Consider the following 15528-nt stretch of genomic DNA (forward strand, 5'->3'; position numbering starts at 1 on the left):
GAGAATAATATACTAAAATAATAATTTATGAAACTACACAAGATTGTTTTGTCAGCATTGTGTCTGTCGGCAACTGTGTTAACAGCACAAACCCCAGCGGACTATGTAAATCCGTTTATCGGAACCTCTAACTATGGGGCGACTCATCCAGGGGCAATTGCTCCCCGCGGAATGTTGAGTATTTCACCCTTTAACGTTGTATTTGACACTAAGGGAATTAAAGATCCATTGGAAAAAGACAGTCGTTGGCTATCGAATCCTTACGTAAATGAAAATAGATTTTTAACAGGTTTTACGCACGTTAACTTGAGTGGTGTAGGTTGTCCAGAGTTGGGGGTTATCATCACCATGCCGACTACGGGGGAGTTAAAAACGAATCATTTGGACTATGGAACTACTTATTCGAACGAAAAGGCTTCGGCAGGATATTACAGTACGCATTTGACAAAGTATAACGTGAAAGCCGAGATGACAGCTTCAACAAGAGCCGGGGTGAGTCGTTATCATTTTCCGAAAGGGGAAGCAAACATTTTGCTCAATTTGGGTTTAGGACTAACCAATGAGCAAGGAGCGATGGTCAAAATCGTTTCGCCAACCGAGGTGGAGGGAATGCGGATGGTGGGGTCATTCTGCTACAATAGTCCGGAGTTGGCTTATCCCGTTTATTTTGTTGCAAAACTCTCAAAACCTGCAATGAACTACGGCGTTTGGCATAAACCAGAAACGTATAAGGGAGTGGAAGCCGAGTGGATGTGGTACAATGGCGATGTGCGTTTGAAAGAGGGTTTTTCCAGAGAAGTGGTGGGGGATAGCATTGGAGCGTATTTCCGATATAAGTTTGATAAGGAAGAAATAGTGGAGGTGAAAGTAGGTATTTCCTACGTAAGTATTGCTAATGCTCGTGAAAATTTAGAGAAAGAAATTGGCGTAAAAACCTTTGCGGATGTCTATCAACAAACTAAAAACGAATGGAATAAACAACTTCACGCACGTGTTGAAGGAGGTACAGACGACCAAAAAACAATTTTTTATACAGGGTTGTATCATGCTTCAATACATCCCAACGTATTAAATGATGTGAATGGTGATTATCCTCAGAGCAAAACTAACAAAATAGGGAAATCAAGCAATCGATACACCGTTTTTTCTTTGTGGGATACGTATCGTAACTATCACCAACTGATGACTTTGCTCTATCCTGAACAACAGTTAGGTATGATAAAATCGATGTTAGATATTTATGACGAAAGCGGTTGGTTACCAAAATGGGAACTCAACTCCACAGAAACGTTTACAATGGTTGGCGACCCTGCAAGTATTGTTTTGGCAGATACCTACTTGCGAGGACTGACCGATTTTGATATCGAAAAGGCATTTCAAGCAATGTTGAAAGGAGCAAACACTCTCAAAAACAATCCAATACGCCCAGGTGTAGAAGAATATTGGAAGTTGGGGTATTTGAGTGTAGATGGCGGGGTGGCAGGCCCTGTTTCCACCACACAGGAATATAACATAGCCGATTTTGCAATTGCTCAATTGGCGAAAAAATTAGGTAAAAAATCTGATTATGAGCGTTTTAATAAACAAGCGTATTCTTACAGAAAGTTGTTTGATAGTCAAACTAAATTACTTCGACCCAAGTATAGCAATGGCAAATGGTATGAACCTTTTAATCCTGCAAGTGGAGCAAATTTTGAGAAAAACGTAGGCTACATTGAAGGAAATGCGTGGCAATATGTATACATGGTAACTCACGATGTAAAAGGAATGATAAAAATGATGGGGGGTGAGAGAGCTTTTGAAAAACAGCTGGATCATATCTTTGATTCCAAGCAATATGACATGGCAAATGAACCTGATATTGCTTATCCTTACTTGTATAACTACGTTCGAGGAAGCGAATGGAAAACTCAAAAAAGAGTACACGACCTCATTGAAGAGTACTTTCAGAATAAACCCGCAGGATTACCAGGTAATGAAGACACAGGGGTAATGTCAGCTTGGTTGATTTACGGAATGATGGGATTCTATCCAGTAAGCCCTGCAGAGCCAATATACACTTTTACAGCTCCAAAATTTAATAAAATCATCCTTTCATTGGATAAAAAATATTATCCAAATGGTGAATTGATTATCGAATCAAACGCTTCTCCTGAAAATGTGTATATAAAACATATTCTTATTGATGGGAAACCTTACAAATCGTATTTTATAACTCATGAAGAGCTAAAAAAAGCTAAAAACATACGATTTGAATTGGATAGAAAGCCTTTGAATACAAAAAAAAATGCAAACAAGTTCTAAATAGGATGCTTAAATAATCATACAGAACAAAAATTACGACGTATATAATATTTTTAACGAATAACAAAGGATAAACAGATAAAACAAATGACTTTTTTAAAAAATGTATTAGCGACCATTCTCGGTTTTTTTATATCCTTGGGGATATTTTTCATTATTTTTCTCATATTTATGTCAGTAATGATGTCATCGATAGGGTCGACAGACAGTGCCGCGGTGATTGTGAAAGACAATTCAGTGTTAGAGTTGGAGTTCAAAATGCCTTTAAGAGATTATGGTGAAAAGGTTTATCTTGAAGATTTTGATTATACCATTGAAGAATACAACGGCTTGAACAGCATTCTTAAAGCAATTAAACATGCCTCAACTGACAGTAAAATAAAAGGTATTCTTTTGAAAAGTTCAGGTAATCTATCGGGATTGGCTTTAGTTCGGGAATTACGTGTTGCTTTGGAGGATTTTAAAACTTCAGGTAAATTCATCTATGCCTACAATGATGTAATTCCACAGTCAGATTACTACTTGCAAACGGTAGCGGATAAGATTTATGTAAGTCCGTTAGGAAAATTGAATTTCAGAGGATTGTCATCTGAAGTGCTATTTTTTAAAGATTTACAGGATAACACAGGAGTGTCAATGGAAGTAATTCGTCATGGAAAATACAAAAGTGCTGTAGAACCGTTCTTAGACAATAAAATGAGTGATGAAAATCGACTCCAAATCAAAGAGTTATTGAGCTCAGTTTGGGATATTATTGTTCAAGATATTGCTGAAAGTAGAGCCATTACAGTAGAAGATCTGAACGCTATTGCTACAAATTTAGAAGCAAGAACTCCACAGTTGGCCTTGAAAAACAAAATGGTAGACGGAGTGCTTTTCCAAGATGAATTTGAGAACATACTTTGTGAGGCAATGAATGTCTCTAAAATTGAAGATGTTAATCACATAAACATAGAAGAGTATACCGAAAGTGTTTCTAAAAAATATTCTAAAAAAGCAAAGGATAAAATTGCGGTAATCTATGCCGAAGGTGAAATCATGTATGGGAGTGGTAACTCCAGAATCGTAGGCGATAAAACTATAGTAGAATCATTGCGCAAGGCTGTGAAAAATGATGATGTAAAGGCTATCGTTTTGCGCATCAACTCCCCGGGAGGAAGTGTGTTAGCTTCGGAATTGATTCACAGAGAAATAGCTGTTACAAAACAGCATAAAAATGTATACGTTTCAATGGGAAATTACGCAGCTTCAGGTGGATACTACATTGCTTGTCATGCTGATAAGATTTTTGCCGAAGCCGGAACTATTACAGGTTCGATAGGTGTTTTTGGAGCTGTGCCAAATGTTAGCAAATTAGCAGAAAAATGGGGTGTCAATGCTGAACAGGTGACAACTCATTCTAACGCGTTGGAATACAGTCTTTTTGAAAAGCCGTCTAAAAGTTTCATTGATGAGAATATGGAATCTGTTGAACAGATTTATGAACTCTTTTTGGAACGCGTGGCAGAAGGTCGTGGCATGACAACTGAACAAGTCAATGAAATTGCACAAGGGAGAGTGTGGAGCGGTAAAGACGCATTGAGGTTGGGTTTGGTGGATCAAATTGGGACATTGGATAATGTGTTGGAATTTGTAGCTAATGAAAAAGGTTTGGAGTCGTACAGTGTAGTGTCTTACCCATTGTTTAAGACCAGTTTGAAAGAAATGTTCGGCACTTATGCGATGTCCTTAAAATCTCATTCGTTACAAGAAGAGTTAGGTAAAGAGGCATATCAAATGTACGAGAAAATCAAATTGTTATCGCAACAAGAAGGAATTCAAGCACGTATGCTTTTTGATGTTAGCTTAGATTGATTCTAAGTTTTACCAAAACTTTAACTTTTTATTTTGTTTTGTTTCTGTTTTCTTTCGTATCTTTGTGAAAAGAAAACGTCAAAACATTAATACTATGAAAAGACCGATGGTTGAGTATGCTAAGTTAATTCTGTCAAAAGTAAGTTTTAATTCAGAACTCTTCTGTAAGGAACTCAACAAAGCCTTAGACAAATTACTACCTTACGAACAAGAGGAGTTGAAAGTGTGGTTAGATAACTACACCAAAGACAAACCAGAATTGATTGATTGTGTGGTTTCTATAAATAAAAAGTAGAATTTTAATTGTTAATTAGAAAAGGCTGTCCGAGAACTATCAGACAGCCTTTTCGTTTTTATTTTTCCAGATTTTCAATAGCCTCGGAAAGTCGATTCGTGATTTCTTCGATACTTCCTATTCCATTGATAGCGTGGTATTTACCTTGCTTTTTGTAGAATTCAATCAGAGGAGCCGTTTTTTGATTGTACTCTACAAATCGATTTCTGATTTTACTTTCATCTTGATCATCGGTACGTCCGCTCACCTTTCCTCGCTCAACAAGGCGTTGGATAAGAATTTCGTCATCTGCTTCTAATGCTAATGTTCCATGAATTTTAATTCCTTTGGAAGTTAAGAATGCATCCAAAGCCTCTGCTTGTGCAATGGTGCGTGGAAATCCGTCAAAAATAAAACCTTTCGCATCTGGATTGCTATCAATTTCTTGTTGTAACATCTGTATGGTTACCTCGTCGGGTACTAAATCTCCCTTGTCCATATACGATTGTGCTAGTTTGCCCAGTGGAGTTTCGTTTTTGATGTTGTATCGGAACAAGTCTCCAGTAGAGATGTGTACCAAATTGTATTTTTCTTTCAGGAAAGTAGCTTGTGTACCTTTTCCTGCTCCTGGTTTTCCAAATAAAACTAAATTTGTCATTGTCAAAGATGTGTTTAATTGATATACATGAGGTAAATTTCGTCCTAATTCGTCATAGTCAAGTCCGTAGCCAACGATAAATCGGTTGGGAATAGGCATACCAACGTAGTCTATTTTCAAGTTCTTTTTGTAGGCATCAGGTTTGAAGAAAAGTGTTGCAATGCGCAAAGATTTCACGCCTTTATTGTGGAAAATACGATAGATTTCTTCGAGTGTATTTCCTGTGTCGATAATATCTTCCAATACTACCACATCGCGTCCTTCGACTGAAATATCCAAACCGATGAGTTCACGTACTTTCTCAGTAGAGTGCATTCCCTCGTAGGACGATAGTTTTACAAACGTTATTTCGCAATCTGCTTTGTAGTTACGTACAAAATCGGATGCAAACATAAACGCCCCATTAAGCACAGAGACAAATACAGGAGTTGTATCTTCCATGTCTCGAGCTACTTCTGAAGTCATTCGTTGAATAATTTGCTGTATTTGAGCCGCATCAATGTAAGGTTCAAATGATTTGTCGTGTATTTTTATGATTTCCATAGAAAATAAATAAAAAACAAAAGTACGAATTTTTCTCAAAAAAACAATCGTTTTTAATCTTATCGCTGATTTTTTACATTAAGGGATTTGTTGTTAAAAGGTATTTCATATTTCCGACTCTGTGTGTCTGTTTTTTTAGTTTCGTATGCTCTGTTTATTATGATAGTTATTGCGTTTTTCTGTCAGCGTCGAACCTGAGCTGTTGTATTTCGTTTTTACCGTCCAAGCTCACGAAAGCAAAATTAAAATGCCATTTCACTAAACGAACTTCTGGAGTTGAGAAATGCCCGATAGGGAGTTTCAATAGTATCTTGTTCCAACCTTTCTTAAGGATTACGGGAATAGGAGGGCGTACCTCAAAATTCTCGTTTGTCAATGGTGTTTCATTAGATTTTTGGGTGTGTGATGACTGCCAATTAGGTGGGTGTATTTCAGAATTGTTTATCCAAACACGACTTTCTTTGTAGTCCCATTTTCCTTGTGGTGGAGGTAAATCTTTTTCTGACCTACTGTAATTCTGAGTGCTTATCCAAAGTCCCACTTTTTGTCTTTTAGGAGAGTATACGTGCGTATAGGCATATGCCGTATGATTGGGTAGAGGATTTTCGTACAATGACTTTACGATTTTTCCCCAAACATGTCTTAAGTAGATGCCTCCGCCGATTGTTTTTTGTGTGTAATAGGTTTTGCCTTGATGGGTATAGCTATTCGACAGTTCTTTTTCAGGAGGAAAAGACCTTGTTAAATCACCTTCGTTTGGGAAAGGATCTGTGATGGTCCATTCCATGTGGGTTTGTTTTACGTAAGCAAAGGGTAGGTTGTTAAAATAGTTATTTTTATGCCACAGCATTCGGCGTTCGAAATCTGCAAAGGCTATGAAATTGAGATCTTTTTTTGATGATAGGATTGTACCTTTGTTGTCAAAATATTCTGTGCCACCGCCTAACCAGGAGCGTTCTGCCAAGGCTAACATTGATGGGTAAAAATTGTTTTGAATCAGTATTTCCTGTTCATTAGGAATAAAGCGATCGTTCCATACAGCAAGTATACATCCTGCGTAGTTGTCACTTCCTTGGGTAACGTTTAGAATACGGCTGTTGTACAAAGCGATTATATCACCAAAAGCATCGAAGTGATTGAGATAGTGAAATCGAGAGTCAATCGCAGGGATGTCTTTTTGTACTTTTCCACGGTAGCTCCACAATTGAGTCATGTCAATATTGCCTGCTTTGTAGTTCCAACCAGGATTCCATGAGATTACTTTTTTACCTCGTTCACGAATGAATTGCACCATGTTGGGAACAAAGTTTGGATTTGTGAATTCCACCTCATCTGTGCCAATGTGAAAGTACGGCACATCGAAATAAGGTAGCATTTCATCCAAAAGTTCTTTCAAAATTTTCATACCTTCTTCTGATTGCATATCGTGGTTAAATGCTTTACGAAAGGCCAAACTATGCCCAGGCATGTCAATTTCAGGAATCAGTATCATATTGTGTTGTTTGCAAAATTCAACCAATTCTTTAGCTTCATCAAGAGTGTAAAACTGCCCGTGCGAACGCTCATAGCTGGAAAGATGGTTTAGAATGGGGTGTTTTTTACTTTCTAATCGCCACCCTTGGTTCTCAGTTAGGTGCCAGTGGAAAACATTGATTTTGTATTGTGAAAGTATGGAAATTTCTTTTTTTAATTCTTCCAAAGAGATAAAAGTTCGCCCTACGTCTTGCATAAATCCACGAAAACGAAAAGCAGGGAAATCTAGTATATAGCAACCTTGAAATTCAGTTGTATCTCCTTTATTTGTTGCCAGTTGCCGTAGAGTTTGCATAGCCCAGTACACCCCTTTTTCCGTGGTCGATTCGATTAGTATTTTGTCTTTGGAGATCGATAATGTATAAGCCTCTTCTTTGTTGACTCTAGCTTGAGGGATATCATTGACAAGCTTTACTTCAATGAGTTTGTTAGCCTTATCGGATATAGTTCCTCTCATTTGTTTGATGAAATTTTGCCACTGTGTTTGCAAAACGGTTGTAGAAAGTCGTACTTTATGTAAAGAAAAAGATGAATTGTTAATCTCTATTAGCTGAGGCTTAGGTAGTAAGTGGTTAACACCCGAAATAGCATAGGAATAAAAAGTTAATAAGCAAATCAGGGATGTAAACATAAACTTCATAACATGGATTTTACAGGTACTTTATTATTTGATTACAAAGATACATTTTTTAAAATTAAAAAAAGTTGAATTTTACCGTCTAATTCATATTTTCCTAAAAATTATTGCTTATTATTTGAAAACATTCTACTTTTGCGGATAGTTTTATTGATTTATTATTATAACATAAACATGAAAGATAACAGAAAAAAACAAGAGGCGTTGGACTATCATCAGTTCCCCAAACCTGGAAAAATAGCCATTGTACCTACTAAAAAATATGCTTCGCAACACGATTTGTCATTAGCATATTCCCCAGGTGTAGCAGAACCTTGTTTGGAAATTGCTAAGGATAAACAAAACGTATATAAATATACTTCAAAAAGTAATTTAGTTGCCGTGATTTCCAATGGAACTGCTGTGTTAGGTCTGGGGGACATTGGCCCTGAGGCCTCCAAACCTGTAATGGAAGGTAAAGGTTTGTTATTCAAGATTTTTGCTGACATTGATGTATTTGACATAGAAGTAGATGCTACTGATATTGACAAATTCGTGGAAACGGTCAAAGCCATTGCCCCTACGTTTGGAGGTATTAATTTGGAGGATATTAAAGCTCCTGAGGCTTTCGAAATTGAACGCCGACTGAAAGAGGAACTCGATATTCCGGTGATGCACGACGACCAACATGGAACAGCTATCATATCTGCAGCAGCCTTAAAAAACGCTTTAGAAATTGTTAAAAAAGATATCCATCAAGTAAAGATTGTAGTCAATGGAGCGGGAGCAGCAGCCATTTCGTGTACCAGACTTTACATTGCTTTAGGAGCAAATCCTAAAAACATTGTGATGTGTGACAGTAAAGGTGTTATCCGTAAGGATAGTCCTAATCTGACAGAGCAAAAGGCAGAATTTGCTACGGATAGAAATATCCACACCTTGGAAGAAGCAATGAAAGATTCAGACGTATTTATCGGATTATCAAAAGGAAATGTAGTGAGTCCAGAAATGTTGTTGTCAATGGCAAAAGATCCTATTGTATTTGCCATGGCGAATCCTGTTCCTGAAATTGACTATCAATTAGCAGTGAATACGCGTCAAGACATTCTGATGGCAACGGGACGCTCTGACTTTCCCAACCAAGTGAATAATGTGTTAGGATTTCCGTTTATTTTCAGAGGGGCTTTGGACGTACGTGCCACCAAAATCAACGAGGAAATGAAATTGGCGGCTGTTCATGCTCTGGCAGATATGGCAAAGAAAACGGTTCCCGATCAAGTGTCGCTAGTTTATGGCAATGAAAACCTTTCTTTTGGACGTAACTATATCATTCCTAAGCCTTTCGATTATCGATTGATTTACGAAATTCCACCAGCGGTGGCTAAAGCAGCAATCGAATCAGGAGTGGCACTAAAACCAATTACGGACTGGGATGCTTATCGTGAGGAACTTATCGAACGTTCAGGTAAAGGTAGTAAGGAAATCAGATTATTACAAGACCGAGCCAAACGAAATCCAAAACGAGTGGTATTTCCTGAAGCCGACCATATTGAGGTGTTGAAAACTGCCCAACGGTTGTATGAAGACGGCATTGGAATTCCGATTCTTTTAGGAAGAAAAGAAATCATTACCGAACTCAAAGAAGAAGTTGGCTTTACTGCTGATGTAATGATTATTGACCCTAAAACAGATACTGAAAAATCAAGGAGAGAGGCCTTTTCAGAAGTCTATTGGCAAAAACATCAGCGACGTGGCGTTACTTTGGTTAGTGCAGAACGATTAATGCGTGAACGCAACTACTTTGGTGCAATGATGGTCAATACAGGGGAGGCCGACGCAATGATAACAGGCTATTCTCGATCGTATCCATCGGCTATTCGTCCAATTTTAGAACTTGTAGAGAAAGAGGAAGGAGTGAAACGCATTGCTGCAACCAGTATTATGATGACTCAACAAGGGCCTTTGTTTATTTCTGATGCAACTATTAATGTTGATCCTTCCGCTGAAGACTTGGCCAATATCACTTTAATGACTGCAAAGGCTGTGAAAATGTTTGGTATAGAGCCTTCAATCGCTATGCTTTCTTATTCAAATTTCGGATCTGCCAGTTCAAAAAGTACACAAAAAGTACGTGAGGCAGTAGCTTATTTACATAAAAATCACCCCGATTTAGTTGTTGATGGAGAAATTCAGGCCGATTTTGCTATCAATCCAGAGAAGTTAGCTAAATCGTTCCCCTTTTCAAAACTAAACAATGGAAAAGGAGCTAACGTATTGATATTTCCAAACTTGGAGTCAGCTAATATTGTTTATAAAATGCTGAAAGAAATACAACAGTTGGATACCGTTGGGCCTATTGTTTTAGGTCTTAGTAAACCGATTCACGTAACTACTTTGGGCTCAAGCGTTGATGAAATGGTCAATTTAGCAACTTTGGCCGTGGTTGATGCACAAGAACGAGAACTCCGAAAGAAATAATTTCTCACATATAAGACTTGAAGCTGTCCGAAAAGGGTTGTTTTTAGCAAAATATTAAAAATAAAATACTTATTTTCAATATATTAAGTTTTGTGAAATTGCTAAAATTTGACTTTTTGGACAGCTTAAGTTTTTTTTGAGTAAAAATCTATGTGTCAATAGGATTCCAGTTCCCGCAGTCAAAAGATGAGTTTAAATAAATACTTGATTAAAGTAAATTAGCACAAAGATTAGTTATCAACATAAAAAGGAAAAGTTGAATCTGATTATATCGTAAGACGCTCAGATGTGTGACTCTACGAAATATTGAAAACTCAAGAACCAAACAAATCAGATAAATCGTTCTTCAGTCCAGAATCAATCTTAGCGAGAATTACTTATCCCATTTTTCCAAACGCAAACTATTTCCATCAAATACAGCATAAGTGAAGTGATGAATCCAATCGCCTGTGTTGACGTAAGTTGCTTTATCATTAAGATGAATTTGCATAGGTAAGTGGCGATGTCCGAAAAGAAAATAGTCGTAGTGTTGGGTTTCTAATTTACGTTTGCAGTATAACACCAGCCATTCTCTGTCTTCTCCTAAAAAATTGACATCTTCATTCCCCGAAATTAATTTATTTTTAACAGACATATGCTGAGCTAATCGCACTCCAAAATCAGGGTGTAACCATCGGAAAAACCACTTGGCAACAGGATTCGTGAACACTTTTTTCATACGTTTGAATCCCTTGTCTCCAGGTCCCAATCCATCACCATGTCCTACAAAAAAACGTTTCCCATTGGCGGTAAAACTTAAAGGTTTGTGAAAGACAGGTATTCCTAATTCATTTTGAAAATAATCCTCCATCCAAAGGTCATGATTGCCCACGAAAAAATAAATAGGAATGCCACTATCACTTAACTCGGCTAATTTCCCCAAAGTACGGACGAATCCCTTTGGGACCACTGTTTCATATTCAAACCAAAAATCAAAAAGGTCTCCCAAGAGAAAGATAGCTCCTGCATCGGTTTTGATTCGGTCAAGCCATTGGACGAAACGTTTTTCACGTGGACGACTTGCTACAAAATTAGGTGCTCCTAAGTGATTATCCGATGCAAAGTATATTTTTTTATCACCTGCTAATGAGATTTCCATAGCGAAGAAATTTTACAAATTGTCGTTAGCAAACCATTCAGCATACGAACTCTCCGTTTCCTGTAAACGCAACGAAAACAGCGTAACATTACTTGGCAAATGTTTTTTGATACGTTCTGCAAAATCGACAACCAAATTTTCACTTGTAGGTTGATAATCTACAGTTATTATATGGTGTTCTTTATCTATAAGCTCTTGAGCAAGAGTTAAATGAGGAGAATTTCCATTAAAAACCATGGCGTGATCAAATACATCGATAATCTCTCGTTTTACAATTTTTTTCAAATCGCCAAAGTCAATAACCATTCCAAATTTCACATCGGATGGATTAGTAATAGGTTCTCCAATAACAGTAACGTGGAGTTTGTAGCTATGTCCATGCAGGTTTTTACATTTGCCATCATAGCCATAAAGAGCATGTCCAGCTTCAAAGTCAAACTTTTTGGTGATTCGTATTTTTGCCATTATTTGATTAATTTTAGTACGCAAAAATACGCAAGTTTTAGCGATATACAATCAAATCTGCTGTAAAATGTAATATCAATTCAGCATCCGTTCAAGCAATCAAATGCAGTTTTTGGAATCATTGAAAAGTATCTAGTATCTTTACATTTCTTTTTGTAAATGAATTACGCGTTGATAAAGTGTTGGATGTGAATAATTTAAAAACACGTTCCATGAATGTGGAGTCAGATTACTAAGGCTGTTACGAGACAATTTTTTCAAAGCAGTGACCAAGTGCTCTGCCGTACCCATAGTCGTTTTGGCGTATTCATCTGCTTGATATTCGAATTTTCGAGATATGTAGTTAGAAATCAAACCCGTAACTGTTGAAATAGGGCTGTAAAGCAATCCAAAAGCTAACAAACCGATATGGAAACTATGCGTTTGCACTCCTAAAGCTTCCGAAAAAATAGAATTTTCAATAGCTAAAGACAACACGTAGAGCGTTATCCCTGTTAGAATTGTCGATTCTAATATATTGAAAAGAATGTGTTTATGTTTGTAATGTCCAACTTCATGAGCTAAAACAGCAACAATTTCATCTGTAGTAAGGTCTTTGATGAGAGTGTCGTAAAGAGTGATTTGTTTTGTCTTTCCGAACCCTGAGAAATAAGCATTTGCTTTGGTCGAACGTTTTGAACCGTCAATCACATAGATGTTTTTCAGCTGAAAACCAACCTTTTTTGCATATTCTTCAATGGCATCACGCAATTCACCCGCCTCCAAGGGGGTCTGTTTGTTGAACAAAGGGACTATCAATCGAGTATATAGAAACGCCATCGCTACCGAAAAACCACTGACTAACAACCAAGTATAAATCCAAAAATATGTACCCACCCAAAGGTAAAACCATACCACTAAAGCCAATATCCCTCCGCCAATAAATAGAGTCAGAGCCTGTCCCTTCAAAAAGTCCGTAAAAAATAAGGTACGTGTGCTTTTATTAAAGCCATACTTTTCTTCAATAACAAAGGTAGCATAATACTCAAATGGCAAAGCTATTAAGTTGCTAATCAGCATCAGTATTCCGAAAAACAATAAAGAAATAACTATTTCATTTTCAAAATATTGACGTAGAAAACCATCTAAAAAGGCAAAACCATCAAGACTCAAAACCACCAAAGTCAGAGCAAACGACAACCACGAGGAAAAGGTTGAAAAACGATGTCCCTCAAACTTGTAGTTTTGCGATTTTTCGTATGATTCAGTGTCATAAACATCCGCTAACACCTCTGGAATCGGATCTCTAAATCTTTGAGCATTTAGTGTTGAAATCCATTCGTCTAACAAATGTTCGGCAATAAATATAGCCAGTATTAGATAAAATAAGGTTGTAGCGTCCATTTTTGATATATTTTGAGGAGCAAAAGTACGGATTTTCTCCGAATAAGTTCTGTTTGAAAGAAATATCTAACTTATTAACCCCAAAATTAAATCATTCTCTCGGATATTTCGCCATAAATTCTTCGGCTTTTTCAACCATATTCACTGAGCCACAAAAAAATGGCACTCGCTGATGTAAGTGGTCTGCTTGAATGTCCATAATGCGTCGATACCCATCGGAAGCTTTGCCTCCTGCTTGTTCGGTAAGGAAAGCGATAGGGTTACATTCGTAAAGTAATCGCAATTTTCCGTGAGGAGTACGTGTTCCCGACGGATAGATATAGATTCCACCTTTAAGCATGTTTCTGTGAAAGTCAGAAACTAACGAACCTATGTAACGAGAGGTATAAGGTCGGTCACCTTCCAATTCTTGGCAATATTTTATATAGTCTTTAACTCCCTGAGGAAAATGTACATAGTTCCCTTCATTGATGGAATAAATAGATCCATCTTTAGGGAATTGCATATTTGGATGCGAAAGATAGTACGTTCCGATGGAAGGATCGAGTGTAAAACCATTAACTCCTCTACCAGTTGTGTACACCATCATTGTAGAAAGTCCATAAATGATATAACCTGCGGCTACTTGTCTATTTCCTGGTTGCAAAAAATCTTCCAACTGCACAGGCGTACCTTCAGGAGTCACACGACGATAAATAGAAAATATCGTTCCGACAGTTACGTTCACATCAGAGTTACTGGAGCCATCAAGAGGGTCAATCAGCACTACATATTTACTCAAATGGCTGTTTTGAGAGGGTTCTACTGAAATAAAAAATTCGTTTTCTTCCGAAGCAATTCCACAAACTACTTCACGCTGTGTTAAGGCTTTGATAAAAATTTCGTTGGCAAATACATCTAGTTTTTTTTGTACTTCGCCTTGTATATTTTCCTCACCCATGTCGCCCAAAATATCCTCCACCAAACCTGCTTTGTTCACCTCACGATTCACGACTTTTGAAGCCAAGCGAATGGAACTCAAAAGTCGAGTCAACTCTCCTGTAGAATATTGAAAATCTTTTTGATTTTGGATGATGAATTCACCCATTGTTTGATATGTTTTAGCCATGTCTTTAAAGTTTTGAGTTTTATGGTATCAAAGTTAGCAAAAAAACATAAAGAATACAAAAATGTTTATCCATTATTTTCTACATTTTTTTTCGTAACTTCGCGTTTTGTAAAACAATTGTGCATCACAAAATGTCCTTAGAAGATCGTATTTTTTCTATCAATAACGAGATAGATTTCGAAAATATAAGCTTGGAAGTCTTTGAATATCAGTTTAATCACAACTTAGTATATCAAGATTTTTGCACCTATTTAAAAAAAACACCTAAAAATGTACGCTCTCTATTTGAAATTCCTTTCTTGCCGATAGAGTTTTTTAAATCACATCGTGTTTTTTGCGGACAAGATTCTGAACAACAGATTTTTACAAGTAGTGGCACCACAGGGATGCTAACATCAAAACATTATGTAAAAAAATTGAGCGTTTACGAAAAAAGTTTCCGAAAGGGGTTTGAGTTGTTTTATGGTAATCCATCCGAGTATGTGATTTTGGCTTTGCTTCCTTCGTACTTAGAACGAACTGGTTCTTCTCTCATTTACATGGTAGAAGATTTAATTCAGCAATCAAACAATCCTAACAGTGGTTTCTATTTGAATGAGTTACAATCTTTAGCTAACCTGCTAAAAGCATTGGATGAGGCAGGAAAAAAAATATTACTCATCGGAGTATCCTTTGCGCTACTGGATATGGTCGAAAAACATTCCTTTTCATTAAAAAATACCATCATTATGGAAACGGGAGGCATGAAAGGGCGTCGTAAAGAGTTGATAAGGGAGGAATTACATCATATTTTATGTAATGGATTTGGTGTTCAAACTATTCATTCAGAATATGGTATGACGGAATTACTTTCACAAGGTTATTCCTGCGGGAATGGCATTTTTAAAACCGTACCTTGGATGAAGATTTTAATTCGAGATACTAACGATGCTCTTTCTTTTCAACCTAATAAAAAAACGGGTGGGATTAATGTAATTGATTTAGCAAATTTACAATCGTGTAGTTTTATTGCTACACAGGATTTAGGCAGACGCCTTTCTGACACAGATTTTGAAGTGTTGGGAAGGTTCGATAATTCAGATATTAGGGGATGTAATTTATTAGTTTTGTGATAAAAATCCGAAAAGTTTTGTTTTAGACAGATTCGGCACTGAAATACTTGGTATTCTTCGAA

Annotated in this window: 11 protein-coding genes; 5 read left to right on the plus strand and 6 right to left on the minus strand. The window is 37.0% G+C overall.

What is annotated here, in order from left to right; genetic code table 11:
• The first annotated feature begins 27 nt into the window (after positions 1–27).
• The 3 genes from CGC49_RS07285 to CGC49_RS07295 all read left to right on the plus strand — a co-directional run bounded on the left by CGC49_RS07285 (position 28) and on the right by CGC49_RS07295 (position 4453).
• Positions 28–2304, plus strand: coding sequence for a GH92 family glycosyl hydrolase (locus CGC49_RS07285; RefSeq protein WP_095912264.1), 2277 nt, complete (start codon positions 28–30; stop codon positions 2302–2304).
• Positions 2305–2391: 87 nt separating this feature from the next.
• Complete coding sequence (gene sppA, locus CGC49_RS07290; RefSeq protein WP_095912265.1) at positions 2392–4158, plus strand: signal peptide peptidase SppA; 1767 nt, start codon at positions 2392–2394, stop codon at positions 4156–4158.
• 94 nt (positions 4159–4252) lie between these two features.
• Positions 4253–4453 (plus strand): hypothetical protein, encoded by a 201-nt coding sequence (locus CGC49_RS07295; RefSeq protein WP_042006441.1) that lies wholly within the window; start codon positions 4253–4255, stop codon positions 4451–4453.
• Positions 4454–4511: 58 nt separating this feature from the next.
• Here CGC49_RS07295 and CGC49_RS07300 read toward each other — a convergent pair whose 3' ends face one another.
• Together CGC49_RS07300 and CGC49_RS07305 are read right to left on the minus strand one after the other, a co-directional pair.
• Entirely contained in the window at positions 4512–5633 is a 1122-nt protein-coding gene (locus tag CGC49_RS07300; RefSeq protein WP_082024978.1) for an adenylate kinase, read from the minus strand.
• A 166-nt stretch (positions 5634–5799) separates the two neighbouring features.
• Positions 5800–7806: a family 20 glycosylhydrolase gene (locus CGC49_RS07305; protein ID WP_232745166.1), complete on the minus strand. Its 2007-nt coding sequence runs from the start codon at positions 7804–7806 to the stop codon at positions 5800–5802.
• Positions 7807–7977: 171 nt separating this feature from the next.
• On the opposite strand from CGC49_RS07305, the gene CGC49_RS07310 reads away from it, so the two are divergent.
• Positions 7978–10260: an NADP-dependent malic enzyme gene (locus CGC49_RS07310; protein ID WP_095893893.1), complete on the plus strand. Its 2283-nt coding sequence runs from the start codon at positions 7978–7980 to the stop codon at positions 10258–10260.
• Between the two features lie 373 nt (positions 10261–10633).
• On the opposite strand, the gene CGC49_RS07315 is transcribed toward CGC49_RS07310, so the two are convergent.
• The 4 genes from CGC49_RS07315 to fbp all read right to left on the minus strand — a co-directional run bounded on the left by CGC49_RS07315 (position 10634) and on the right by fbp (position 14354).
• Positions 10634–11398 (minus strand): UDP-2,3-diacylglucosamine diphosphatase, encoded by a 765-nt coding sequence (locus CGC49_RS07315; protein ID WP_095912266.1) that lies wholly within the window; start codon positions 11396–11398, stop codon positions 10634–10636.
• 12 nt (positions 11399–11410) lie between these two features.
• Positions 11411–11863: a 6-carboxytetrahydropterin synthase gene (locus tag CGC49_RS07320; protein ID WP_042005881.1), complete on the minus strand. Its 453-nt coding sequence runs from the start codon at positions 11861–11863 to the stop codon at positions 11411–11413.
• Positions 11864–12004: 141 nt separating this feature from the next.
• Positions 12005–13246 (minus strand): M48 family metallopeptidase, encoded by a 1242-nt coding sequence (locus CGC49_RS07325; protein ID WP_095912267.1) that lies wholly within the window; start codon positions 13244–13246, stop codon positions 12005–12007.
• A gap of 91 nt (positions 13247–13337) precedes the next feature.
• Positions 13338–14354 carry a class 1 fructose-bisphosphatase gene (gene fbp / locus CGC49_RS07330; protein ID WP_042005879.1) on the minus strand — a complete coding sequence of 339 codons (1017 nt, stop codon included), beginning with the start codon at positions 14352–14354 and terminating at the stop codon, positions 13338–13340.
• A 131-nt stretch (positions 14355–14485) separates the two neighbouring features.
• Between fbp and CGC49_RS07335 the strand changes: the two genes are divergently transcribed.
• Positions 14486–15466, plus strand: coding sequence for an acyl transferase (locus tag CGC49_RS07335; RefSeq protein WP_095912268.1), 981 nt, complete (start codon positions 14486–14488; stop codon positions 15464–15466).
• Positions 15467–15528 lie beyond the last annotated feature (62 nt).

The sequence above is a fragment of the Capnocytophaga sp. H4358 genome, from assembly GCF_002302515.1.
GTDB lineage: Bacteria > Bacteroidota > Bacteroidia > Flavobacteriales > Flavobacteriaceae > Capnocytophaga > Capnocytophaga canis.

What these genes read in the sequence shown, in the direction of transcription:
- CGC49_RS07295 (WP_042006441.1), top strand. Translation starts at nt 4,253, where the DNA reads ATGAAAAGACCGATGGTTGAGTATGCTAAGTTAATTCTGTCAAAAGTA.
- CGC49_RS07310 (WP_095893893.1), top strand. Translation starts at nt 7,978, where the DNA reads ATGAAAGATAACAGAAAAAAACAAGAGGCGTTGGACTATCATCAGTTC.
- CGC49_RS07325 (WP_095912267.1), bottom strand. Translation starts at nt 13,246, where the DNA reads ATGGACGCTACAACCTTATTTTATCTAATACTGGCTATATTTATTGCC.
- sppA (WP_095912265.1), top strand. Translation starts at nt 2,392, where the DNA reads ATGACTTTTTTAAAAAATGTATTAGCGACCATTCTCGGTTTTTTTATA.
- CGC49_RS07315 (WP_095912266.1), bottom strand. Translation starts at nt 11,398, where the DNA reads ATGGAAATCTCATTAGCAGGTGATAAAAAAATATACTTTGCATCGGAT.
- CGC49_RS07285 (WP_095912264.1), top strand. Translation starts at nt 28, where the DNA reads ATGAAACTACACAAGATTGTTTTGTCAGCATTGTGTCTGTCGGCAACT.
- CGC49_RS07305 (WP_232745166.1), bottom strand. Translation starts at nt 7,806, where the DNA reads ATGAAGTTTATGTTTACATCCCTGATTTGCTTATTAACTTTTTATTCC.
- CGC49_RS07300 (WP_082024978.1), bottom strand. Translation starts at nt 5,633, where the DNA reads ATGGAAATCATAAAAATACACGACAAATCATTTGAACCTTACATTGAT.
- CGC49_RS07320 (WP_042005881.1), bottom strand. Translation starts at nt 11,863, where the DNA reads ATGGCAAAAATACGAATCACCAAAAAGTTTGACTTTGAAGCTGGACAT.
- CGC49_RS07335 (WP_095912268.1), top strand. Translation starts at nt 14,486, where the DNA reads ATGTCCTTAGAAGATCGTATTTTTTCTATCAATAACGAGATAGATTTC.
- fbp (WP_042005879.1), bottom strand. Translation starts at nt 14,354, where the DNA reads ATGGCTAAAACATATCAAACAATGGGTGAATTCATCATCCAAAATCAA.